The sequence below is a fragment of the Achromobacter mucicolens genome, assembly GCF_902859725.1.
GTDB lineage: Bacteria > Pseudomonadota > Gammaproteobacteria > Burkholderiales > Burkholderiaceae_B > Achromobacter > Achromobacter mucicolens.
Map to the genome: position 1 here is coordinate 182,521 of NZ_CADIJP010000001.1, position 22,509 is coordinate 205,029.

Annotated in this window: 21 protein-coding genes; 3 read left to right on the forward strand and 18 right to left on the reverse strand. The window is 68.7% G+C overall.

The annotated features are described in order from the left end of the window. Positions 1–86 precede the first annotated feature (86 nt). From HV786_RS00830 to HV786_RS00875, 10 genes are all read right to left on the reverse strand, one after another. Positions 87–1,094: a D-2-hydroxyacid dehydrogenase gene (locus tag HV786_RS00830; RefSeq protein ID WP_175209697.1), complete on the reverse strand. Its 1,008-nt coding sequence runs from the start codon at positions 1,092–1,094 to the stop codon at positions 87–89. Next, entirely contained in the window at positions 1,091–2,239 is a 1,149-nt protein-coding gene (locus tag HV786_RS00835; RefSeq protein ID WP_128829310.1) for a mandelate racemase/muconate lactonizing enzyme family protein, read from the reverse strand. The genes HV786_RS00830 and HV786_RS00835 overlap by 4 nt, the downstream gene beginning before the upstream one ends. A gap of 29 nt (positions 2,240–2,268) precedes the next feature. Further along, positions 2,269–3,243 carry a tripartite tricarboxylate transporter substrate binding protein gene (locus tag HV786_RS00840; RefSeq protein ID WP_175209699.1) on the reverse strand — a complete coding sequence of 325 codons (975 nt, stop codon included), beginning with the start codon at positions 3,241–3,243 and terminating at the stop codon, positions 2,269–2,271. Positions 3,244–3,437: 194 nt separating this feature from the next. After that, complete coding sequence (locus HV786_RS00845; protein ID WP_056324957.1) at positions 3,438–4,352, reverse strand: LysR family transcriptional regulator; 915 nt, start codon at positions 4,350–4,352, stop codon at positions 3,438–3,440. Between the two features lie 25 nt (positions 4,353–4,377). Beyond that, positions 4,378–5,250 (reverse strand): amidohydrolase family protein, encoded by an 873-nt coding sequence (locus tag HV786_RS00850; RefSeq protein ID WP_175209701.1) that lies wholly within the window; start codon positions 5,248–5,250, stop codon positions 4,378–4,380. Between the two features lie 2 nt (positions 5,251–5,252). Further along, positions 5,253–6,314 carry an isocitrate/isopropylmalate dehydrogenase family protein gene (locus tag HV786_RS00855; protein WP_175209703.1) on the reverse strand — a complete coding sequence of 354 codons (1,062 nt, stop codon included), beginning with the start codon at positions 6,312–6,314 and terminating at the stop codon, positions 5,253–5,255. Between the two features lie 32 nt (positions 6,315–6,346). After that, positions 6,347–7,351, reverse strand: a complete 1,005-nt coding sequence (locus HV786_RS00860) for a Bug family tripartite tricarboxylate transporter substrate binding protein (protein WP_175209705.1) — start codon at positions 7,349–7,351, stop codon at positions 6,347–6,349. 32 nt (positions 7,352–7,383) lie between these two features. Continuing rightward, positions 7,384–8,373, reverse strand: a complete 990-nt coding sequence (locus HV786_RS00865) for a tripartite tricarboxylate transporter substrate binding protein (protein WP_128827568.1) — start codon at positions 8,371–8,373, stop codon at positions 7,384–7,386. A gap of 27 nt (positions 8,374–8,400) precedes the next feature. Then, the gene (locus HV786_RS00870) at positions 8,401–9,033 is read right to left on the reverse strand and encodes a GntR family transcriptional regulator (protein ID WP_175209707.1); all 633 of its coding nucleotides are present in this window, start codon (positions 9,031–9,033) and stop codon (positions 8,401–8,403) included. 85 nt (positions 9,034–9,118) lie between these two features. Beyond that, positions 9,119–10,027 carry a LysR substrate-binding domain-containing protein gene (locus tag HV786_RS00875; RefSeq protein ID WP_128827570.1) on the reverse strand — a complete coding sequence of 303 codons (909 nt, stop codon included), beginning with the start codon at positions 10,025–10,027 and terminating at the stop codon, positions 9,119–9,121. A gap of 142 nt (positions 10,028–10,169) precedes the next feature. Between HV786_RS00875 and HV786_RS00880 the strand changes: the two genes are divergently transcribed. Together HV786_RS00880 and HV786_RS00885 are read left to right on the forward strand one after the other, a co-directional pair. Further along, positions 10,170–11,147: a Bug family tripartite tricarboxylate transporter substrate binding protein gene (locus HV786_RS00880; RefSeq protein ID WP_175209709.1), complete on the forward strand. Its 978-nt coding sequence runs from the start codon at positions 10,170–10,172 to the stop codon at positions 11,145–11,147. A gap of 83 nt (positions 11,148–11,230) precedes the next feature. Next, the gene (locus tag HV786_RS00885) at positions 11,231–12,640 is read left to right on the forward strand and encodes an amidase family protein (RefSeq protein ID WP_175209711.1); all 1,410 of its coding nucleotides are present in this window, start codon (positions 11,231–11,233) and stop codon (positions 12,638–12,640) included. Positions 12,641–12,657: 17 nt separating this feature from the next. Here the strand turns inward: HV786_RS00885 and HV786_RS00890 are convergent, their stop codons facing one another. The 7 genes from HV786_RS00890 to HV786_RS00920 are packed head-to-tail and all read right to left on the reverse strand — an operon-like array spanning position 12,658 to position 20,392. After that, positions 12,658–13,395, reverse strand: coding sequence for a carboxymuconolactone decarboxylase family protein (locus tag HV786_RS00890; RefSeq protein WP_175209712.1), 738 nt, complete (start codon positions 13,393–13,395; stop codon positions 12,658–12,660). Then, positions 13,383–14,564 carry an SDR family oxidoreductase gene (locus tag HV786_RS00895; RefSeq protein ID WP_175209713.1) on the reverse strand — a complete coding sequence of 394 codons (1,182 nt, stop codon included), beginning with the start codon at positions 14,562–14,564 and terminating at the stop codon, positions 13,383–13,385. The genes HV786_RS00890 and HV786_RS00895 overlap by 13 nt, the downstream gene beginning before the upstream one ends. Further along, positions 14,564–15,322 carry an SDR family NAD(P)-dependent oxidoreductase gene (locus tag HV786_RS00900; RefSeq protein ID WP_175209715.1) on the reverse strand — a complete coding sequence of 253 codons (759 nt, stop codon included), beginning with the start codon at positions 15,320–15,322 and terminating at the stop codon, positions 14,564–14,566. The genes HV786_RS00895 and HV786_RS00900 overlap by 1 nt, the downstream gene beginning before the upstream one ends. 9 nt (positions 15,323–15,331) lie before the next feature. Further along, positions 15,332–16,276, reverse strand: coding sequence for an acyl-CoA dehydrogenase family protein (locus tag HV786_RS00905; RefSeq protein WP_175209717.1), 945 nt, complete (start codon positions 16,274–16,276; stop codon positions 15,332–15,334). After that, complete coding sequence (locus HV786_RS00910; RefSeq protein WP_175209719.1) at positions 16,273–17,478, reverse strand: acyl-CoA dehydrogenase family protein; 1,206 nt, start codon at positions 17,476–17,478, stop codon at positions 16,273–16,275. Before HV786_RS00910 ends, HV786_RS00905 begins: the two co-directional genes overlap by 4 nt. A gap of 8 nt (positions 17,479–17,486) precedes the next feature. Further along, the gene (locus HV786_RS00915; RefSeq protein ID WP_175209743.1) at positions 17,487–19,619 is read right to left on the reverse strand and encodes an acetate--CoA ligase family protein; all 2,133 of its coding nucleotides are present in this window, start codon (positions 19,617–19,619) and stop codon (positions 17,487–17,489) included. Between the two features lie 2 nt (positions 19,620–19,621). After that, the gene (locus HV786_RS00920; protein ID WP_056324996.1) at positions 19,622–20,392 is read right to left on the reverse strand and encodes an enoyl-CoA hydratase/isomerase family protein; all 771 of its coding nucleotides are present in this window, start codon (positions 20,390–20,392) and stop codon (positions 19,622–19,624) included. Positions 20,393–20,666: 274 nt separating this feature from the next. Between HV786_RS00920 and HV786_RS00925 the strand changes: the two genes are divergently transcribed. Then, a complete protein-coding gene (locus HV786_RS00925; RefSeq protein WP_128829032.1) occupies positions 20,667–21,551 on the forward strand; it encodes an SMP-30/gluconolactonase/LRE family protein in 885 nt (294 codons plus the stop codon). A gap of 14 nt (positions 21,552–21,565) precedes the next feature. On the opposite strand, the gene HV786_RS00930 is transcribed toward HV786_RS00925, so the two are convergent. Next, positions 21,566–22,507: a LysR family transcriptional regulator gene (locus HV786_RS00930; protein WP_128829031.1), complete on the reverse strand. Its 942-nt coding sequence runs from the start codon at positions 22,505–22,507 to the stop codon at positions 21,566–21,568. Positions 22,508–22,509 lie beyond the last annotated feature (2 nt).

The following is a 22,509-nucleotide window of genomic DNA, read 5'->3' on the forward strand; positions in this document are numbered from 1 at the left end:
GATTCGGCGGCGCGAGGTGAAAGCCCGGTCGATTGGCCGGCGGGGAAGGGGCGGGGTCGACGCGGAAGGAACCCGGAAGACGGGGGTTAGCGGCGCGCAGCGCACAGCGCCGCCGCGTGAGCCGCCAGCCAGTGCTGGAACCGATCCGCAAAGCAGTCGACGACGCGGTCCTCGTGGCCGAGCGACGCCGCGCTGTTGTGGGGGCTGATCCACACCGAGGGCAGCGACCAGAGGGGCGACCCCGCGGGCAGCGGTTCTTCGGTGAAGGTGTCGAGGTACGCACCCGCCAGGTGTCCGGTGGCCAGCGCGTGCGTCAGCGCGGCTTGGTCGACCAGCTCGCCCCGGGCGACGTTCACGATGCGGGCGCCGCGCGGCAGCCGCGCGAGCTGGCGGTCGCCGACGATGCCAGCGGTCGATGCGTTCAGGGGCAGCGCCAGCACCAGCCAGTCGCAATGCGGCAGGACGTCGTCCAGTTGATCCAAACCGATGACTGTGTCAAAGCCTGGCGTTGGTTCGGCATGGCGGCGCACGGCTGTGGTGGACAGGCCAAGCGCCGAGCACAAACGCCCGATCTCCTGCCCGATCGCGCCTGCGCCCAGCACCACCACGCGCATCGACGCGAGGTCGCGGGGCCGCGCGTCGCCCGTCAAGGGTTGCCATGCACGCTGCGCCTGCGACGCGAGCCACCGGTCGAAGCCGCGTGACTGCGCCAGGATGGCAGCCACCGCCGTCTGGGCAATGGGGGCGGCGGTGACGCCGGTTGACGCGGTGACAGAGATGCCGCGCGCCAACGTGGGTGCGTACTGGGGCAGGTCCTGGCCGGATGAGCACACGTGCAGCCAGCGCAGGTTGGGCGCGGCGTCCGCCACACGGAAGAATGCATCGGATAGCGGCCCGGGCTTGCGCAGCGAGCTGCCTTCGTACAGGTCCCGCGAAAAGAAGGCCACGTCGATGTGTCCGGGGTCCGCGGCCTCGACACGATGGCGTTGCAGGCGCACGCCGCCCGCTTGGGCCAGGCTGTCCAGGCGCGGGCCGTGCGCGGTATCGACCTTGGCCGACAGCAGCAGGCCTAGCGCGGGGGCGGATGAACTCAACGGACGACCTGCCACCGGTCGCGTTCGCCGGGATAGACGACGCCATATTCGGCGATCGCGTCGTCATCGAAACGAAAGGCCAGCCCCGGCTCCTTGGGCACCAGCAGGTTGCCGTCTTCGGCCTGCAGCTGGCGGTCGATGAGGCGGCGGAAGTTGACGATGTGATCGTCCGGCATCCATTCCACGTAGGTCGCGTTGGGCGCGCTGGCGGCCAGGTGGATGTGCACGTCGTGCCACGCGTGCGGCGCGACGGTGATGCCGTGGCTGTCCGCCGTGGCCGCGATGCGGCGCCATTCGGTGATGCCGCCGCACACGGTTGCGTCGGTCTGCAGGATGGTGGTGGCGCCGCTGGCGATCAGGTCCTTGAAGCGCCAGCGGCCGGCTTCGACTTCGCCGGTGGCGACGGTGACCGGCGTGGCGCGCGCCAGCCGCACGTGGTTGTCGATGTCGTCGGGCGAGAAGGGTTCTTCGATCCAGAAGGGGTGATAGGGCTCGAACGCGCGCATGTACTCCAGCGCGGTGGGCAGGTCGCGCCATGCGTTGTTGGCGTCCAGCATCAGGCGCACGTCTTCGCCGATGGCCTCGCGCACGGCAGCGATGCGCTTGCGTTCGCCGGCCACGCTTTCCAGGCCGACCTTCATCTTGACGGCGCGAAAGCCCTCTTTGACGTGCTGCGCCATTTCGGCGGCCAGCTTGTCCGGCGTCTTGCCCGGCTGGTAGTAACCGCCGCTGGCGTAGGCCGGCACGCGGTCCTTCACCGTGGCGCCCAGGTACTGGAAGAGCGGCACGCCGGCGCTGCGGGCATTCAGGTCCCACAGTGCCGTGTCCAGGGCGGACAGCGCGCGCATCACGCCGCCGGCGCGGCCCAGCAGCAGCGCCTCCTGGTACAGCTCGGTCCACAGACCTTCGACCCGCAGGGACTCCTGGCCCAACAGCCGCGGCGCCAGCAGGTCGGTCACCGCCACGGACAGCAGGCGTCCCGCGCTGTTGACCGCGTAGCAGTATCCCAGGCCCTCGTGGCCGTCGGTCGAGCGGATACGCACCAGGCAGTATTCGCGCGCCTTGACCTGGCGCGTGGAGAACGTCACCGGATTCGCGAGCGGCACGCGGGCGATGCAGACTGAGACGGATTCGATGGTAGGCATATGCAGGGATGCTCCGGGTTGGATTGGGATCAGTCGAACTTGAGGTTGCTTTGCTTGATGACGCCAGCCCACTTCACTTTTTCGCTGTCGATCAATTGCTGGAACTGCGCGGGCGATTCATCCAGCGGCTTCAGGCCCATTTCGTTCAGGCGCGCCTGCATGGCAGGCTGGCTGACCACGCGCGAGATCTCCTTGTGCAGGAATTCGACGACCTGCGGCGGCGTGCCGGCGGGCGCGATGATGCCGAACCACACGTTGGCTTCGTAACCGGGCACGCCGGATTCGGCCAGCGTCGGCACGTCGGGCAGTTGCGGCAGGCGCTCCTTTGACGTCACGGCCAGCGCCTTGAGCTTGTTCTGCTTGATGAAGGGCAGGCTCTGCGTGGGCGTGGCGAAGATCAGCGGAATCAGCCCGCCGATCACGTCGGTCTGCGCGGGCGCGCCGCCCTTGTAGGGAATGTGGTTCATACGGATCCCGGCCATCTGGTCCAGCAGCTCCAGCGAGATGTGCTGCGTGGAGCCCTGGCCCGGCGTGCCGAAGTCGATGCCGCGCTCTTTCTTCTTGGCCAGGGTGATCAGGTCTTTGGTGGTGTTGGGCTCGAACTTGGGATTGGCAACCAGCACGAACGGGGTGTCGGCGATCAGCGAGACGGGCGCGAAATCCGTGAGCGTGTAGGTGAGGTTGGGGTAGAGCAGCGTGTTTGTCACGTGCGAGGAGATCACCAGCATCAACGTGTAGCCGTCGGCGGGCGAGCGCTTCAGTTCACCGGTGGCGATGGTGCTGTTCGCGCCCGGCTTGTTCTCGACGATCATCGGCTGCGGCCACGTCTTGGACAATTCGGCCGCCACCATGCGGGCGACCGTGTCGTTGGATCCGCCCGGCGCCATGCCAACCATCAGGCGCACGGGTTTGGCGGGGTAGGTATCGGCAAATGCCAGCGGGGCGGCGCAGGCGAAGGCGGCGGACAGGCAGCCGCCAGCGAGAACACGGGCGAGGCGCTTCATGGGGTTGTCTCCTTGAATTGTTCTGCTGTTGTGACCCCATGATAGACAGCGCGTCTCAGTCGATGAATGGATAATTTTGATAAGAAAATCGAAGAAATCGATAAATGCGCGCGAGGCGAAAAGCGGGCGCGTCAATGCGGGCGGGGTGCGCCGGCGGCAAGGCGCCCGCCCGTCTGGCATCGCAGGCGAAAGCGTCAGTCCAGCGTGCGGGCCAGCGCCTGGACGGAGGGCTGCAGGTGTTCTCGCAGCAGCGCGAGGAAAGCCTGCGCAGCCAGCGAATCGGTGGCGTCGCGCCGCCGCGCCAGGCAGATGTCGCGTTCGTTGATCGGCAGGGACAGCGGCACGGCCTTCAGCCCGGCTAGCCGAAACTGAAATAGCGCCAGGGTTGGCGCGATGGTGACGCCCAGGCCGGCCGCGATGAATCCGGCCGCCGTCGACAGGCTGTTGACCTGGTGCGAACGCAGCCACTGCCGGGGATAGATGGCGGCGTCCAGGTGCTGGCGGATGCTGCTGTTGCTCTCGAAGCCGATGATGGGATAGTCCAGCACATCCTGCACCGACAGGCGGCGGCGGGCCGCCAGCGGGTGGCTTGCGGGACAGATGAAGTGAAAGGTGTCGCGCGCCAGCACCTCGATGTCGAGGTCGGTGCTGGGATAGGCGGCCGCGCACAGCGCGAAATCCACCTGGCGGTTGCGAACCATGTCGATGCACACGGTGCTGGCCACGTCCTGAACCTGCACGCTGATGCCGGGGTAGTCGTCGCCGAAGCGGGCGATCAGCCCGGGCAGGATGCCCGACGAAATCGACGGCAGCGCGGCGAGCGCAACGCGGCCCTTGCGCCGCTCGACGTGGTCGCGCATTTCGGCCAGGGCGCGCTCCGTTTCGGGCAGCAGGTGCGCGACGATGTTCTGAAAGGCCTCGCCCTCGGCGGTCAGCTCGACGTTGCGTGTGCTGCGCGAGAAAAGCTTCACGCCGAGGTCGCTTTCCAGGTTGGAAATGAGGGCGCTGAACGCGCTCTGCGTCAGACAGCAGTGCTCGGCCGCGCGCGTGAAACTGCGCAATGCCGCCAGGGCCGTGAAGGCCTTCATGTGGCGTAGCGATAGGTTCATGCGGCGGACTCCGCTGCGCTAAGGACTAGAAACCATACAGCGCCGCGGGATTGGCCGCCAGCACCTGGCGGCGCAACGCCGCGTCGGGCAGCCAGGCCGCGATTTCGCGCAGCAGGCGTTCGGGCGGAACGTCGCGATAGGCGCTGACGTCGGTGGGCACTTTGCCGGGCTCGCGGCTGGTGTGTGGCCAATCGCTGGCCCATAGCGCCCGTTCGGGATTGCCGTCGATGAAAGCGCGGGCCAACGCGGTGACGCGCGCGGACTCTTCAGTGTCATCGGGGTTGGCGCTGATGCGGTACGACGCGGACAGCTTGACGTACGCGGCGCCGTCACCGACCAGCGCCAGCACCTGCCGCACGCGCGGATCGTCCAGCGGCAGCGCTGCCGGAATCATCGCGAAGTGGTCCAGCACCACCGGCACGGGCAGCCGGGCCAGCGCGGGGGCAGCGGCGGCGATGGCGTCGAGCGAGGCGTAGACCTGAAGGTGCCAGTCTTGCCCCGCAACGCGGCCGGCCCAGGCCGACAGCGCGCGGCTGACCGTGGCGGCGTCGCTGGCGCCCGTGCTTTCGAGGTTGACGCGCAGGCCGCGCACGCCGGCATCGTGCAGTCGCGAGAGTTCAACGTCCGCCACGTCATCATCCACGACGGCCACCCCCCGTGCCGCGCCGTCCAGCGCCAGCAGGCTGTCCACCAGCAGGCGGTTGTCGACGCCGTAGATGCTGGGCTGCACGATCACGGCATGGGCGAGGCCCAGGCGCTGCAGATGCGCGCGCAGCGCATCCGCGGACGCGGGGCCGGGCGTGTAGGGCCGGTCCGCCAGCATGGGGTAATTGGCCTGCGGCGCCACGACGTGCACGTGGCAATCGCAGGCGCCGGCGGCAAGCTGCGGCGCCGTCATGGTCAGCCCGCCTGCAGGCGCGCGACGAAGGCCGCGCCGGCTTCGCGCGTGCCCAGGTTGCCGCCCACGTCCCGCGTGCATTCCTTCGCGAGGATGGTGTCGGCGATGGTGGCCTCGATGGCGGCGGCGGCCTGCAGGAAGGCCTGGTTGCCGGTCTTTTGGCCGTGCCAGTTCAAGAGCATCGCGCCCGACAGGATCAGCGAGATCGGGTTGGCGATGTTCTGGCCGGCGATGTCGGGGGCCGAGCCGTGCGCCGCCTGTCCCATCGCGTAGTCGCGGCCGGCGTTCAGCGAGCCGCCCAGGCCCAGGCTGCCCGACAGTTCGGCTGTCAGGTCGGACAGGATGTCGCCGAACATGTTGGTGGTGACGATGACGTCGTAGCGCTGAGGCGCGCGCACCACGTGCGCCATCATGGCGTCGACGATCACGTCGTCCACGCGGACGTCGGGGAATTGCTGCGCGACCTGGCGGCACATCTCCAGGAACATGCCGTCGCCCAGCTTGAGCACGTTGGCCTTGTGCACCATCGTGACGTGCTTGTTGCGCGTCATGGCCAGCTCGAACGCCGTGCGCGCGATGCGCTCGCAGCACTGGCGGGTGATGCGGCGCAGCGACACGACGACGTCGGGCGTGATCAGCATCTCGCTGCCGCCGGACTCGACGTTGCGGTCGGCATAGAAGCCCTCGGTGTTCTCGCGCACCACTACCAGGTCGAATTCGCCCAGGCGCGCCTGCATGCCGGGATAGGTCCGCGCGGGACGGATGTTGGCGTGCAGGTCCAGCTTCTTGCGAAAGTACATCGACGGATTGATTTCGCCGCGCGCTTCGTCCTTGAAGTCATAGGTGGCCATGGGTCCCAGCATCAGGCCGTCGGCCGCCTTGACCTTTTCAAGGAGGGCGGGCGTGACGGTGGCGCCGTGCTGCTTCAGGCTGTCGTGGCCCGCGATGTCGTGGTCGAACTGCAGGTTCAGGCCGAAGCGGCGCGAGGCGGCTTCAAGCACGTCGACAGCGACCGCCATGGTTTCGGGGCCGATGCCGTCGCCGGGGAGTACAACGATTTTCATGGAGCGTTTTCCTGTGGATGATTCGGCCAGGCTTAATCGACCTGGACCCCGGTGGCTTGCACCAGGTTCTGATATTTGGCGGCTTCGCTGCGCACGAAGGCCGTGAATTCCTGCGAGGTGTTCGGCCGCACGGCCGCGCCGTCGCCTTCGAGCCGCGACTTGATTGCGGGTTCGGCCAGGATGGCATTCAGCTTTGCATTGAGCTGCTCGACCACCGCGGAGGGCGTTTCTGCGGGCGCGAAGACGCCGCCCCACAAGCTGAATTGGAAGTCCGGCACGGTGGCCTCGCTGATGGTGGGCACCTTGGGCAGGATGCCCAGGCGCTCCCGCGAGGATACCGCCAGCGCCCGCAGCCGGCCGCTGTTGATGTGCGGCATGGCGGCCGATGCGCTGGAGAAGAAGCAGTCGACGTGCCCGCCCAGTAGGTCCGACATGGCCTGGCCGGCGCCCTTGTACGGCGCGTGGATCATGCGTGTTTGCGTGCCCAGCGCCAGCGCGGCGGCGGCCAGATGGCCCGGCGTGGCGGTGCCCGACGACGCGTATGCGATGGCGTCCGGCTTGGCGCGGGCGGCCGCGATCAGCGCGGCCAGGTCCGCATGCGGCGACTTTTCCGGCACGACCAGAACCAGGGGCGAATCCCCTACCAGGATCACCGGCGCGAACTCGCGCAGCGGGTCGTAGCCCAGCGACTTCATGGCATATGGGTTGACGGCGATCTCGCCGGTCTGGCCCAGCAGCAGGGTGTAGCCGTCGGCGGGCGCGCGCAGCACGATGCGCGATCCGACCGCGCCCGAGGCGCCGGGGCGGTTCTCGACGATGAAGGTCTGCTTGAATTCCGTGCCCAGGCGTTCGGCGAGGATGCGGGCGAAGACGTCGCCCTGCCCGCCGGGGGCATAGGGCACGATGATCGTCACGGGCTTGGCGGGATAGGCATCCGCCGCTCGCGCCGCGCCGGCAAGGGTCAGCGCCACGCCGGCCGCCGCGCCTTGCAGCAGGCGGCGGCGCGCGGGGTTCAGGGGATGTTGGGGCTGCTGCATGGTGTCTCCTTGTTGTGCGTGCGGCGGGCCGGTCAGTCCAGCTTCATGCCGGACTTCTTGACCACGCCTTCCCACATCTCCAGTTCGGCGGCCAGGGCGTTGCCGAAGTCGTCGGGCGATCCGCTGATGGCCTGGGCGCCTTCGTGCTTCAGGCGGTCGGCGACCAGCTTGTCGGCGGCGGCGTCGTTGATGGCCTGGTTCAGCCTGCCGACGACCTCGGGCGGCGTGCCTGCCGGCGCCAGCACGCCCCACCACGTCGTGATGTCGAAGTCGGCAACGCCTGCCTCGGCCACGGTGGGCGTGTCGGGGAACAGCGGCGAGCGCGTCTTGCCCGTGACGGCCAGCAGGTCCACGCGCTGGTCGCGCACTTGCGAGAGGATGGTGGGCACGGTGGCGAAAAACACCTGGACGCGCCCGGCCAGCAGATCGACGGTGGCCGGTCCGCTGCCCTTGTAGGGCACGTGCGTCATGGCGGCGTTGGTCTTCTGCTTGAACAGTTCGCCGGCCAGATGGTTGATGCTGCCGTTGCCTGCCGAGCAGAAGTTCAGGTCTGCGCCCGGTTTGGCGGCAAGCTGGCGCAGGTCGGCGATGGAGTTCAGCTTCAGGTCCTTGGCCGTCACCACGAAGAGCGGGCCGCGGCCCAGCATCGCGATGGGCGCAAAGGACTTGCGCACGTCATAGGTGGTGCTGATGCCAGCGGCGGCGTTGGTGACGAATGTGGACGTCGCAAAAAGCAGCGTGTAGCCGTCGGGCCGCGCATTGGCGACCAGCGCGGCGCCGATGGATCCGCCGCCGCCGCCGCGGTTTTCCACGACCACGGACTGGCCCAGCTTGTCGGCCAGCGTGCGCGCCATGTCCCGCGCAATGCTGTCGGTGCCGCCGCCTGCCGTAAAGGGCACCACCAACGTGATGGGTCGGCTGGGGTAGGAATCGGCGGATGCTGCCACCGGCGCGCAAAGCGCGGGCAACAGAAGGGCCAGCCCCGCAAGCAGCCGCTGCGGGGATACGTTGAACTGCTTCATCGACTTGTCTCCGATCGATGGCCGCGCTTAACCCTGGCGCAGCATCTTTAGGCGTTCCAGCAGGGCCTGGTGAATGTGGTGCTGCGCGGCGTCTTGCGCGCCTTGGACATCGCGGGCGCGGATGGCGTCGACGATGGCCTGGTGTTCCTGGTTGGAGCGGCCGGCCCGCTCCGATGAGCTGAGCGTGCTGCGGCCCAGCAGGTAGGTGGTCTCGGTCAGCGAATGCAGCGAGCGGATCAGGTAGCGGTTGTGCGCGGCGCTGTAGATGGCTTGGTGAAAGCGCAGGTTCTGGGCGACGGGGTCGCCGCCGTCGCCTTCGTCCAGAATGGCCTGCATGTTGGCGACCTCGGCGTCCGTGGCATGGCGCGCGGCGAATGCGGCGGCAGCGCCCTCAAGCACTTCGCGCATGGAGTAAAGCTCGCCGACTTCCTGCTGGTCCATCGTGGTGACGACCAGTCCGCGGCCGGGCTCGTGCGTAATGAGGCCTTCGTCCTGGATGCGTTTGAGCGCTTCGCGCACGGGGGTGCGGCCCATTTCGAGCTGGTCGGCGACTTCCACTTCGCGCAACCGGTGGCTGGGCGTGAACATGCCGGCCAGGATGCGGCGCTTGATCTCGTTGTAGGCCGCGAAGGCCTGCGAACTGCTCTTGGGAATGGGCAAGGCTGTCTCAATGCGTTTTTTGTATATTTTTGCATACAAAAAATCGGCCGACAATCCGGCCCCTGAAAATAGATGCTTGGCCGCGTTATCCGCCCAGCGGCGCGCGCGACAGGTGGCGCCGGAACAGGTCCGCCATGGTGGCCGCCGCCAGCGACAGCGGCGTGCCCTGCAGCGTCATGATGCCGATGCTTGCCACCGGCATGGGCACGTCGGCGCGGATGCGCCGGGCCTCGTCGCCGTAGGGCTTGATGTCCAGCATGCCGGACGGGCAAAGGATGAGCGCGTCGCTGCGGGTCATCAGGTTCCACATGACGCCGAAGGTGTCGCACTCGATGACCCGCTCGGGTTCGGGCAGGCGGTGCGCGCGCAGCCCTCGCAGAAAGGCTTCGGTGTGGCTGCCGGGCGATACGTTGAGCAGCCATTCGCAGCCGCGGATGTCGTCCCAACGCCGTGCGCGCGCCAGGGGATGCCCCTTGCGGCACGCGATCATGAATTCCAGCGGCCGCAGTTCCTCGAAGTCGAATTCCTGCCCGCCGGCGCCGTCGTTCATGCGCGAGGCCAGCGCGAAATCCAGGGCGCCGTTGCGCAGCGCGGGCATCACCGAGGGGAGCAATCCCTCGGAGACCTTGACCTTGGCGGCCGGCATGCTTGCGCGGAATTCGGCCAGCACGTCGGGCAGCACGCTCATCATCACCATGGGTGTGACGCCGACCGCCACGCGCGCCTGCGCGCCGCTGAGCAACTGGCGGATGTCCTGGCGGGCCAGCGCGAGCTGCGCCTGCGCGAGGCGAGCCCGAACCGTGAGGTGCTCGCCGCATTCCGTGACGGCGATGCCCTTGGGGCTGCGCGTCAGGAGCGGCGCGTCCAGTTCGGTTTCGAGTTCCTTGATGGCCTTGGTCACGGCGGCCTGGCTCAGGTGCAGGCTGCGCGCGGCGGCGCGGATGCTGCGCAGTTCGGCCACTTTCAGCCACGCGCGCAATTGATGGTCTTTCACGGCGATGTGCCCCTGACAACCTGGGGTGGTCACCTTAACAAAAATATAGCCTTACACGCAGCGCGGACCATCCCTAAGCTGATCGTCGATCAGGCCCGGAAAGACCGATGGCCTGGCCCGAAAAGCGCTTCAGGAGAATGCCATGCCGATCTTTGCCCGCCGTGCCGTTTCCTTGTTTCTTGTCCTCGTGGCCGCCACCGGCGCCAGCGCCGCCCGCGCCGACTGGCCGCAGCGGCCGATCAAGCTCATCGTCCCGTATGCCGCGGGGTCGGGCCCGGATGTGGTGCTGCGCCCGATCGCCGACGCGCTGGGCCGCGAGCTGGGGCAGCCGGTCATCGTGGAGAACCGGGGCGGCGCGGGCGGCATCGTCGGCACGCAGGCGCTGGCGTCGGCCCCGCCCGATGGCTACACCATCGGCTTCGGCAATATCGTCACGCTGGCGATCAACAAGAGCATGTACGCCAAGCTGCCCTACGACCCGCAGCGCAGCCTGGCGCCCGTCAGCCTGGCCATCAGCAATGCGCTGGTGCTGATCGCGCGCAACGGCCTGCCGGCCAGCAACGTGCAGGAGCTGGCCGCGTACGCGAAGCAGCATCCGGGCAAGGTGAGTGTGGGATCGCTGGGCGTAGGATCCAGCGCGCATCTGGCGGGGGAGATGCTCAAGAGCGAGACCGGCACCACCATGCTGCACGTGCCGTACAAGAGCGGCCAGCAGGCCGTGGTGGATCTGGCGGGCGGACAGCTGGACGTGATGATCGACAACGTGGCGGGCGTGCTGCCTTTTATCCGCGCGGGCCAGGTCAAGGTGCTGGGCGCCACCAGCCTGACGCGCGTGCCGGTGCTGCCGGATGTGCCGACGCTGGACGAATCGGGCTTGAAGGGGTTTGAGGTCGTGTCGTGGGGCGGCATCGTGACGCCGGCGGGCACCCCGGCGCCGGTGATCGCCAAGCTGAACGCCGCCATTGCCAAGGCATTGCAAGACCCCGCGGTGCAGAAGCAGAACGAGACCCTGTCGGTCGATGCCACGCCGTCCACGCCCGAGCAGTTTGCCAGCCTCATCGCCGCGGAGATTCCGCGCTGGGCGGCGATGGTCAAGCAGTCCGGCGCATCGGCGGATTGAGTGTGCGGCGCGGAACGGGTATTGCAGCGCGCATGCTCCGGAGCGGTCCGCGCAGAACAGGGTTATCAGAATAGGGAGACAACATGACGAACGCACTCTGGCGCTGGAACGCGCTCGACCTGGCCCGTGCCATCCGCGACGGTGAAGTATCCAGCCGCGAAGCCGTGCAAAGCTGCCTGGACCGCGCTGGCGCGGTCAACGCCGCCTTCAATCCGCTGACGGAGACGTATGCGGAACAGGCGCTGCGCGCCGCGGATGCCGCCGACGCGGCGGTGCGCGGCAAGCAGGCATTGGGCGCGCTGCATGGCGTGCCGGTCACGATCAAGGCCAACGCGGATCTGGCTGGCACCGCCACGACCAACGGCGTGACAGCCTATCGGGACCTCATCGCGCAGGAGAACAATCCGGCGGTCGACAACTGGCTCCGCGCGGGCGCGATCGTCATCGGACGCACGAATGTTCCGGCGTTTTCGTGGCGCTGGTTCAGCGACAACGATCTGCACGGCCGCACCGTCAATCCGTTCGATGTGGCGCGCACGCCGGGCGGCTCCAGCGGCGGCGCGGCGGTGGCGGCGGCGCTGGGCGTCGGGCCGCTTGCGCATGGCAGCGATCAGGGCGGCTCGATCCGCTATCCCGCGTATTGCTGCGGCGTTGCGGGGCTGCGGCCCTCGCAGGGCCGGGTGCCGGGCTACAACGCCACGCAGCGCTCGGAGCGCCCGGTGGCATCGCAGATGGCGGCCACGCAAGGGCCTTTGGCGCGTACCGTCGCCGATCTGCGCTTGGGACTGGCGGCGATGTCGGGTGGCGACGCGCGCGATCCTTGGTGGGTGCCTGCGCCCCTGGCGTTTCCCGATTTGCAAGGCAACCGTCGCGTCGCGCTGTTCGCGGGCACGGCGCAGCACAAGGCCGACGCCGCAGTGGCCGACGCGCTGCAACGTGCCGCCGGCTGGCTGCAGGACGCGGGCTATATCGTCGAAGTCGCCGAGCCGCCGCAGTTCGACGCCGCGGCCGCGCTGTGGCTGGACGTGCTGATGAACGAAGCCGCCGGGTCCATGCAGCGCGAGATCGAGCGCGCGGGCGACCGCGCCATCCAGAACGCGTACCAAAGCATGCTGGCGCACACGCCGCGCCGGGACAAGGACGGCTTCGTTCAAGCCATGGCGATGCGCACGACGATCCTGCGCGAATGGGGCCGCTTCTTTGAACGCTATCCGGTCCTGCTGATGCCGGTGTCCTTCGCGCTGCCTTTCCCGGTGGATCGGGATCAGCAGGGCGCCGACGTGATGGCGGATATCCTGCGGGCGCAGAGTCCGTTGATCTCGACGGCGATTCTGGGACTGCCGGGGCTGTCGGTGCCGGTGGGGGTGGCGCACGGTGTGCCAGTTGGCGTGCAGTTGGTGGCCGGTCGGTTCCGCGAAGACCTGTGCCTGGCGGCCGGCGAGGTCATCGAGGCGCGGGCCGGCTGGTCGGTGCTGGAACGGCTTGGCATCTGACGGCGTCCGTTGCGGACCTAACCCGAAGCGCCTGGATCCTTCTGCCGCGCATGGACGGCGGCGCCCAGCGCCGCGCCGTGGACGGCCAGATGCGCGCCCAGCTGGATGGCCTGCAACAGGGCCTGGCGCGTCACCCCTTGCGCCAATCCTTCGTTGATCAACGCACGCGTGGTGTCCATGTCGCCCTGCGTGAAGCAGGCGTGCAGGGCGACCCGCACCAGTAAGCGCTCCGCGCGGGTCAATCCACCGGCAGGCGCGCCATGTTCCAGAAAGTCGAGCAGGACAGCGACGTAGCCCGGGTCCATCGCCGCCAGCCGCAGCAGGCTGCCCGCCTGTTCCGGCCACAGCGCGGCGATGCGGGCGCGCAGGGCGTCGCCCGGATTCAGCGCCGGTTGGGGCGCGGCCTCGTGCAGCAGGTCGGCGGCTTGCAGCACCGCGCTCAGGCCCTGCATCGTGACCAGGTGCAGCACGTCGAACACGTCGGCATCGGTGGCGCCGGCCTCGCGCGCCATGCGCAGATGGGTGGTCAGGCCCGGCTCGAACAGGTGCGTGGCCGACGCATCGAGCGCCACGTAGATCAGCTCGACCATGCGCGGCGTCAGCGGTCCCGTCTTGGCCGGGTGTCCCGCGTACTCGGCGTAATGCGCCAGAAAGCCGGGGTTGGCGCGCAGCATCGCGTCCGTCCAGGGGCGCCAATAGCCGCGCGCGGCGATGAAGCGGGCCTTGATCTCGTCCAGGTCGGTCAGCGGCTGCATAGCACTTGCCCCGTCAGATATTGGGCCTGCGCGCCGGCCACAAAGCGCAGCAGGGGCGCCAGCGCCTCGGGCGCCGTGCCTTGCGCGACCTGCACCGCATTGATGCGACGCGCCGCCGGTCCCCATTCGCAGGCCAGCGAGGCGATCAGCATGCGCGCGGCGGCGTGATCGCCGGCGTGTTCCCAATCCAGGTCGTCGTCATCGGGCAGCAGCAGCGTCAGGCTGGCGGGGCCGTCAGCGGTAAAGCGCTGCGCGGCCTGCAATGCCGCCGCCAGCCGTTGCCCCGGTGCGCTGGCTAGCACCGTTGCGTCCAGCACGGCCGGGTAGCCGTCGCCAGCGGATTCACCGGGCAGCGGCGGCCAGTCGCCGCGAACGGTAAGCGATAGGGGCGTATCCGTCGGAACGTGCCCGTTTCCGGCGGCAGGGGCATAGGTCTGGCTTCCGCCGTACACCGACGAACCGCCATCCACGCACACGAGTCCGCCGGCAAGCGGGGCCGCTTGCGTGCTGGCCAGGAAGGCGAGGGCGCATGCGATCTCGTCAGGGTCGGCCAACCGGCCCAGCGGAATCTTGGCCACCGCGCGTGCGGGGTCCAGGCGGCCCGAGGCAATCAGGCCGTCCACCAGTTCCGTCTGCACGTAACCGGGGCAGAGCACGGTGACGCGTAGGCCCGGATCGGACTGGGCCAGCGCAAGGCTCTGCGCGATCAGTCCGGCTTTGCTGGGGCTGTAGCCGCCGCGCCACGGGATGGCGCGCAGTCCCGCGCCGGAAGCCACGTTGACGATGCGCGCGCCGGGGACGAGGCGGCTGCGCAGCGCGCTCACCAGGCGAGCTGGCGCGCGCAGGTTCAGATCGAGCAGGCGTTGCCAGTCGCCGGCCGCCTGGTCGACGGTGGGTCTATTGCTGCTGTCGGTCATCCCGGCGTTGTTGATGAGCGCATCCAGGCGCGGCATGCCGTCCGCCAGGGCGGCAATCTGCGACGCGTCCGTCAGGTCAGTGACGCGCGCGAGATGCTCTCCATCGGCGGGCGCGGGCAGCTCGACCCGCAGGGCCTGCAGCGCCGGCGCATTGCGATCGACCAGGACGCAGCGATGGCCCGCGGCCGCGAGCCGGCGGGCCGCCGCACGGCCAATGCCGCTGGCCGCGCCCGTGAGCAGGACGGTGTCCATCAAAGGGTCGTGAACGTGATGCCGCCGTCCACCACCAGCGCCTGCGCCGTGATGAAGCGGGCCTCGTCGCTGGCAAGAAACACGATGGCTTCGGCGATGTCGTCCACCGTACCCAGGCGGCCCATCGGCGTGCTGGCGACGCGGCGCGCGTCGCGCTCGGCGTTGCGGTTGCGCTGCGTGCCTTCCGTAGGCACCGCCGACGGGCAGACGGCGTTCACGCGGATCCGGCGCGCACCAAGTTCGGCGGCCGCCGCGCGCGTCACGCCCAGCACGCCGGACTTGATGCCCGAATACACGATGGAATTGGGTGCGGATTTGAGTGCGGCAGTGGATGCGACGTTGACGATGGCGCCGCCGCGCTCGGGGTCCATGACTTCGGCCGCCGCCTGAATGCCCCAGATGACGGCCTTGAAGCCGATGTCCAGCATGCGCTCCAGCGTGTCGGGCTGAATGTCGGGCACGCTCTGGTAGCGCACCCAGGCGGCGTTGTTGACCAGGATATCCAGCCGTGAGCCGTGCTCGGCGGCCTGCCGGACGGCTGCGCCGATGCCTTCGCGCGTGGCGACGTTCTGCACCACGGGAAAGGCGTTGCCGCCTTCGGCCACGATGCCGGCCACGGCGTCATCCACCAGTTCCTGCTTGAGGTCGTTGACGCCGACCGTGGCGCCGCGCGCGGCGAGCAGGCGGGCGGTGGCCCTCCCGATGCCGGCGCCGGCGCCAGTGACGAGCGCGACGCGCCCGGCGAGATCTTGTGCCATGGTTGCTTCCTATACCGATTGAATGAATGCGTGGCCGGCGCCGCGCGACAGCCCTGCAAACGCGGCGTCCAGCTTGCGCACCGCGCGCAGCGCGCGATGCAGGGGCAGTTCCCACGTGAAGCCCATGCCGCCGTGCAGGTGGATGGCTTTTTCGATGACGAAGGCCGCGTTGGCAAGCGCGCCAGCCAGCGCGGGCTGCGTGTCGCGCGGCGCGCCGTATTCGTCGGCGTGCGCAGCCCGTCGTATCGCGGCGCTGGAGACGTCCTGCAGCAGCCGCATGCGGGCCAGCAAGTGGCGCACGGCCTGTTTGGCCGACAGCGGCCGGCCGAACTGCACGCGGGTGGCCATGTAATCGGCCGCCGCTTGCAGCGCGCCTTCGGCGGCGCCGTTGGCGAACTCGGCCAGCAGCAGGTGCGCCTGGCGGCGCAGCGCGGCCCATGCGGCTTCGTCCAGCCGCGCAAGCACCGGCGCGTCCGCGAGCGCGATCCAGGTTTGCGGATGATCGGGATCCAGCGCCGCCTGGTCGTCGCGCGGCAATACCGTGGCATCGACAAGGGCCGCGCCCGCGCCGTCGGCCACCAGCACCCAGTCGGCGGGGCCCTGATCCAGTCGCGCGTGACCAGCCTGCAGGCTGCCATGCCAGGCGATGCCGGCCAGGCGTTCGCCGGCGGCCAGGGCCGCTGCCTGCGGCGTGCCGGCCAGCGCGCCCGCAAGCAGGATCTGTTCGGGAAGCGGCAAGGGCAAACGCAGACGCCCGGCCGCATGCGCGATCGGCAGCGCGAATTCGAGCGGAAGACCCAGACCGCCGTCGTCCTCGGCGGCCATGACCCCGCACAGCCCCGCCTGCGCCAGCACCTGGGCCATGGCGCGGGGATCCTGGCGGGTCAGGGCATCGGTGATCGCGGCGTCGGCGGCCTGCGCGAATTCCTCGGGACGCAGTTCTTCGTGGCTCATGTCAGGTCCTTGGGCAGATTCATGACGCGCTGGGCGATGACGTCGAGCTGCACTTCGGTGGTGCCGGCATAGATCGTCTCGGCGCGCGAGAACAGGTAGGCGGTGGTGAAGGCCTTCTGCGCGCGGCGCGCCAGGGCACTGGAATGCGGCCCCACTTGCGACAGCAGCGACAGCGCCAGTCCGGCGAACCCCTGATGGCATTCCGACCAATACAGTTTGGTGAGCGAACCGCGCGCGCCGATGGTCTCGCCACGCAGCATGCGGGCCACGGTCAGTTCGACCAGACCCTTCAAGCCGTCGATCTCGCAGACCAGGTCGCCGACGCGGCGCTGCACGTAGCCGTCGTCAAGCGCGGGGGCCAGTTGCGCATCGGATTTGCAGGCGGCGATGAGCTGGCGCAGTTCGCATTCGAAGCGCCACGGGCGGTACATGCGGTTGGTGGCGCGCTCGATGGACAGCACCCGGATGGCGGCGTTCCAGCCTTCGTCGGGGGCGCCCAGGCGTGCGCTGTCCGGCACCACCACGTCATCGAAGAACACCTCGGCAAAGGATTCCTTGCCGTCGATGGATTTGATGGGAACGACGCGGATGCCCGGCGTGTCCATCGGGACCGCGAACATCAGCAGGCCGCGATGCTTGTCGGCCACGGTGCCGGTGCGCGTCAGCAGCAGGCAGTAGTGCGCCTTGGCCGCGCCGCTGGTCCAGATTTTCTGGCCATTGATGCGCCACGTGTCGCCCTGCTGTTCGGCCTTGGTGCGCAGGCGGGCCAGGTCCGATCCCGCGTCCGGTTCCGAAAACCCCTGGCACCAGTACTGGCGCATCGCCAGGATCGCGGGCAGGAAGTCCTGTTTCTGCTGTTCGGTGCCCACGGCCATGATGATGGGACCGGCCAGTTCCTTGCCGATGGAGCTGACGCTCTCGGGCATGGGCAGCGCGCCAATCTCCTTGTTCACCGCCAGATGCTCGCGCAGCGTCAGGCCATGGCCGCCGTAGGCCTTGGGCCACGTCATGCCGGCAAGCCCCGCCTGGTACATCGCGGCCTCCCAGGCGCTGCTTTCGGCGAGCGAGGGGGCGCGCCAGTCCAGGCTGTCGGCGCGCATGAAGCCGGGCAGGTTGGCGCGCAGCCAGGTGCGCGCGTGCTGGCGGTAGACCTCGGGGCCCGCGGCAGGATCCGGGACCGCGGCGTGTTGTTCGAATTGCATGGCTGTCCTCAGTGGGCGGGGGCGGCGCGCGGAATCATCAGCGCGTCCAGGACGACGACGCCTTGGCCCTGCGGCCGCACCAGAATGGGGTTCATGTCTATTTCGGACACGTCCGCGCGGTGGCGGTACGCGAATTCGGACAGGCGCGCCACGCTGCGCGCGGCGGCGGCGATGTCGGCCTTGGGCCGGCCGCGCGCGCCATCCAGGATGGGAAACATCTTGAGCGACCGGATCATCTCGGCGGCTTCGGCCTCGCTGACGGGCGCGGCCTGCACGGCGACGTCCTTCAACACCTCGGCGTAGATGCCGCCCATGCCCACCATGACGATGGGACCGAAGACGGGATCCTGCGATACCCCGGCGATCAGCTCGGTGCCGCCCGCGACCATCGGCGCGACCAGCACGCCGTCGATGCGCGCGGCAGGCGCGTGCCGCGCCACGTTGGCCAGGATTTGCGCGTAGCCCTGACGCACGGCGCCCGCATCGGCCAGGTCGAGCAGCACGCCGCCGGCTTCGGTCTTGTGCGCGACGTCTTCGGAGGCGATCTTCAGCACCACGGGATAGCCGATGGCGCCGGCCGCGCGCACGGCCTCGTCGGCATCGCGGGCGATGATCTCGCGCGGCACATCGATGCCGGCTTTGCCCAGCGCCTGCTTGGCGTGAAATTCGTTGCGGAACACGACCGGGTCGACGGGTTCCGAAGCGGGCAGCGCCGTGTCGTCGGGAATGCAATTGCGCAGGCGGCCCAGCTGCACCAGCCCGGCCAGCCCCGTGGCGGCGGCGTCGATGCTGGAAAACACCGGAATGCCCAGCGCGTTGATCTGCTCGACGGCGTCGGCCGGCCCCTGACTGATGACCATCAAGAGGCGGTGCGGGTGGCTGGCGCGCACCTCGGCCAGCGCTTGCAGGTAGATGCCGCGCAGCCGCGCGTTGTAGAGCGACAGCGACATGAACAGCGCGACGCAACTGGCCGACGGGTCCTCCAGCAGGGCGGTCAGCATCTTGAGCAGGATGTCCGGACGGGCGGACATCTGGGCGGACGCGTCCACCGGATTGCCGGTGCTGGCGGTGGGCACGGCTTCCCGGATGCGCCGCTGCGTGTCGGGCGCGAGCGGGGGCAGGGACAGGCCCACCTCGCTCATGGCGTCGGCCATCATGATGCCGAAGCCGCCGGACGCCGCCACGAGCGTCACCGCATCGTTGGCCGGCAGGCGGCGGGGCAAGAGCAGCGAGGCGGCGTGGCCGATGTCGATCAGCGCTTCGACCGAGCGCACGCGCAGCACCCCGTGGCGGCGAAAGACCGCGTCGATCACGGCGTCCGACCCGGTGAGGGCGCCAGTGTGCGAGGCGGCGGCGGCCTGGCCTTTTTCCGTGGAACCAATCTTGAGGATGATGACGGGCTTGGCGCGCTCGCGCGCCAGGCGCAGCGCACCGATGAGTTTGCCGGCGTCGCGGCAGGTTTCCATGCAGCACAGGATGATGCGCGTGTCCGCATCGTCGGCCAGCGCGGCGATGCCGTCGGCGGCATCCACATCCGCTTCGTTGCCGGTCGCGATGAAGCGGCTGACGCCCATGCCGCGGCGGGCGACGCTTTGCATGGTGTGGCTGCCCACGTTGCCCGACTGCGACACGATGCCCACGTGGCCGACGGGCGGCATGTTCTCTTCCAGCGCGATCGAGAAGGAACCGATCAGGCGCTCGGCCACATTGACCGTGCCCAGGCAGTTGGGGCCCAGGATCCGCATGCCGTGTTCGCGGGCGATGGCCACCAATTCGGCCTGCAGCGCGGCGCCTTCGGGGCCGGCCTCCGTGAAGCCGGCCGACAGCACGATGGCGGCCTTCACGCCGCGCGCGGCGCAGTCGCGCAGCGCGGCGGGCGTGGCGGGGGCGGGCACGGCCAGGATCGCAAGGTCGGGCGCCGTGGGTGTCTGCGTCACGCTGGCGTACGCCGGCAGCCCCTGGATGGTTCCGCCCTTGGGATTGATGGGGTACACCGCGCCGCGGTAACCGTGCTTGATCAGCATGTGGACGGGACGGCCGCCGATCTTGGTGATGTCGTCCGAGGCGCCGATGACGGCGATGCCCGCGGCCTGGAAAAAGGGCGCCAGCCCCGCGCCGGGGCGTTGATGCTGCGTATCCATGCTCAACGTCCCTTGAATTGCGGCTGGCGCTTTTCCAGGAATGCCATGCGGGCTTCGCGCGCGTCCTCCGTTTTGGCCAGCGCCATGGTGAAGTCCTGCTCGAAGCGGTAGGCGTCGCGCTGCGGCATGAGGTCGACCATGTTCGCGGCGCGCTTGGCGTACAGCACGGCCAGCGGCGCCTTGCCGGCAATTTCGTGCGCCAGCGCCAGAGCGGCGGGCAGAAGCTGGTCGGCGGGCAGCACGTCTTCCAGCACGTTGCGGCGAAGCAGGTCGTGCGCGGTCAGGCGCTGGCCGGTAAAGAACATGCGGCGCAATGTCGAACGCCCGAAAAGCGTGCGCAGCATGGACGCGCCGCCAGCCAGGCCCACGTTGATCTCGGGCATGCCGAAGGTGGCGTTCTCGGACGCATACATGATGTCGCAGGCGGCCATGAGGCCCAGCCCCGCGCCAAGCGCCGCGCCGTTGACAGCGGCGATGACTGGCTTGGCGCATTCCTTGATGGCGTTGCCGGTTTCGCGGGTGATGCGGTTGTGTTCAAGAAAGTCGCCGGCGATGTCGGCGTTGGGACGGTCCTTCAGGTCGGCGCCGGCGCAAAAGACCGTGCCGCTGCCGGTCAGCACCGCGCAGCGGATGTCATCGCGCTCGGAGATCTCGTCGAAGATCGCCACGATGCGGCGGCGCATGGCGCGATTGAGCGCATTGACCGGCGCGTTGTTCAGCGTGACCAGCGCCACGCCTTCATTGACTTCGAACTTGACGGGGGTGTCGCTCATGCCCGCACCTCGCTCGATTGGAAACACATAGCGGGGCGCCGGGCGCCGTGGGCATGCTGCATCGTAAGTCTCCTCGGGGTCTGATGACCGGTCTTGTCTGCTGTCCACGCCTGCCGGCACTGGACTTTTTTTGATTTTAGGAAGGGGCCTGGGCCCGATCTACGGCAAAAACGGTGGTTGTGTTCTGCAGGAATGGCGCATATTCCGGGCTCCCCGCAGCCGATACCATGGGGAAAAATCGTCGCCAGCGCGCGTGTTAAAGAGAGGGAGGCAGATGCAGATCGAACGTATCGGAACGCTGCGTGCGGCATTGGGCGAATGCCCGGTGTGGGACGCGGCGGGCGGGCAGCTGTGGATGGCCGATTGCCGCAAGGGGCTGATCCTGTCCGTGACGCCGGATTCGGGCCGCCTGCAAAGCTGGCAGCTGCCCGCGCCGCTCGGGTCATTTGCCTTCAACGGCGAGGACGAGCTGGTCGTGGCGTTGAAGGAATCGTTTGCGCTTTTCCGGCCGGCGGACGGCAGCCTGCGAACGCTGGCCGATATCGGCGTCAGCCATCCCAACCTGCGGCTCAATGACGGCACGCCCCTGCCGGACGGCAGCTTTGTCGCGGGCACCATGCACATCTACCGCGAGGCCGGCGAGGCGCCGCTGGGTGGACTGTATCGCCTGGATACGCGCGGCACGCTTGCCCGGATCGCGCAGGGGATCGGCGTGGTCAACGGCCCGGCCCTGCATCCGGACGGCACGCACCTTCATGTGTGCGACAGCGCGGCGCGCTCCATCTACCGGTATCGCATGGATGCGCAGGCAGGCTTATCGGGCCGCGAGGTGTTTGCCGACACGGACGCGCTTGGATCGGCGCCGGACGGTTGCTGCTTTGACCGGGAAGGCGGGCTTTGGACGGCGCTGGTGCATGCGGGCGCCGTCGTCCGGTTCGACCGAGACGGAAAACTGGACCGGCGCATCGACGTGCCGGTCGCCCATCCGGCGTCGCTGTGCTTTGGCGGGGACGACCTGACCGACCTCTACGTCACGTCCATCAGCGACAGCGGACGCCTGTCGGCCAATGGCCCCCTGGACGGCGCGCTGCTGCGGATCCGCGGCGCGGGTTACGCAGGCGCGCCGCGCCCGCGCTGCGCGATCCGGCCCGGCGCCTGACGCTTACCGCCGGGTCAGGCGTCGGCCGCCGGCTTGCCGTACGCAGCGAATCGCAGCTCGGCGCCCGACACGTGCGAGGCGACAAAATCCAGGAACAGCCGGATCTTCACGGGGATCATGGCCGTGTCCAGGATGGTGGCGTACATGCCTTCTTCGAAGGTGGTGTTGGTGACGCGGTAGTCCGGACACAGCCGCACCAGCGTGCCGCGCGCGATGTCGTGGTGCACGGTGTAGTCGTCCAGCAGCGCGATTCCTTCCCCCAGCCTGGCCAGTTCCAGCAACGCCACGCCATTGTTGGTGACGTGTCTTGGCTGGATCGGCACTTCATCGATGACCTCGCCCTGCTTGAAGCGCCAGAGGTACTGGTCGCCAGGAAGCAGGTACGCCAGGCACGCATGCTGGGCGATGTCGGCCGGCGTTTCGGGCGGCTTGCGATCGGCCAGATACGCGGGCGAAGCGACGAGATAGCGTTCGCTCTTGAACAGGATGCGCCGCTTCAGGCCGGCCTCGACGGGCGGCGAGATGCGGAAATCGATGTCGAAGTTGTTGCGCCTCAGATCCGTCTTGGCTTCCGACAGCACGAGTTCGATGTGGATCTCGGGGTAGGCCTCGCGAAAGGCCGCGACCAGCTGCGGCAGCACGCCCAGACCGAACATCATGCGCGAATGCACGCGCAGCACGCCTTTGGGCGCGGCGCGGATCTCGGTGATGTTGCGATGCGCCTCGTTGATGTTCCAGAGGATGGGTTCGAGCTGGCGCGCGTATTCCTGGCCCGCTTCGGTCAGCACGACCTGCCGCGTGGATCGCAGCAGCAGCTTGACGTTGAGCTCGGTTTCGAAGTCGGTGATCATGCGCGACACCGAGGTGGCAGAGATGCCGAACTGGCGCGCGGTTTCCGAGAAGCTCTCGGACTTCGAGATCGACAGAAAGAGCTCCATGGCGCGCAGTCTGTCCATCA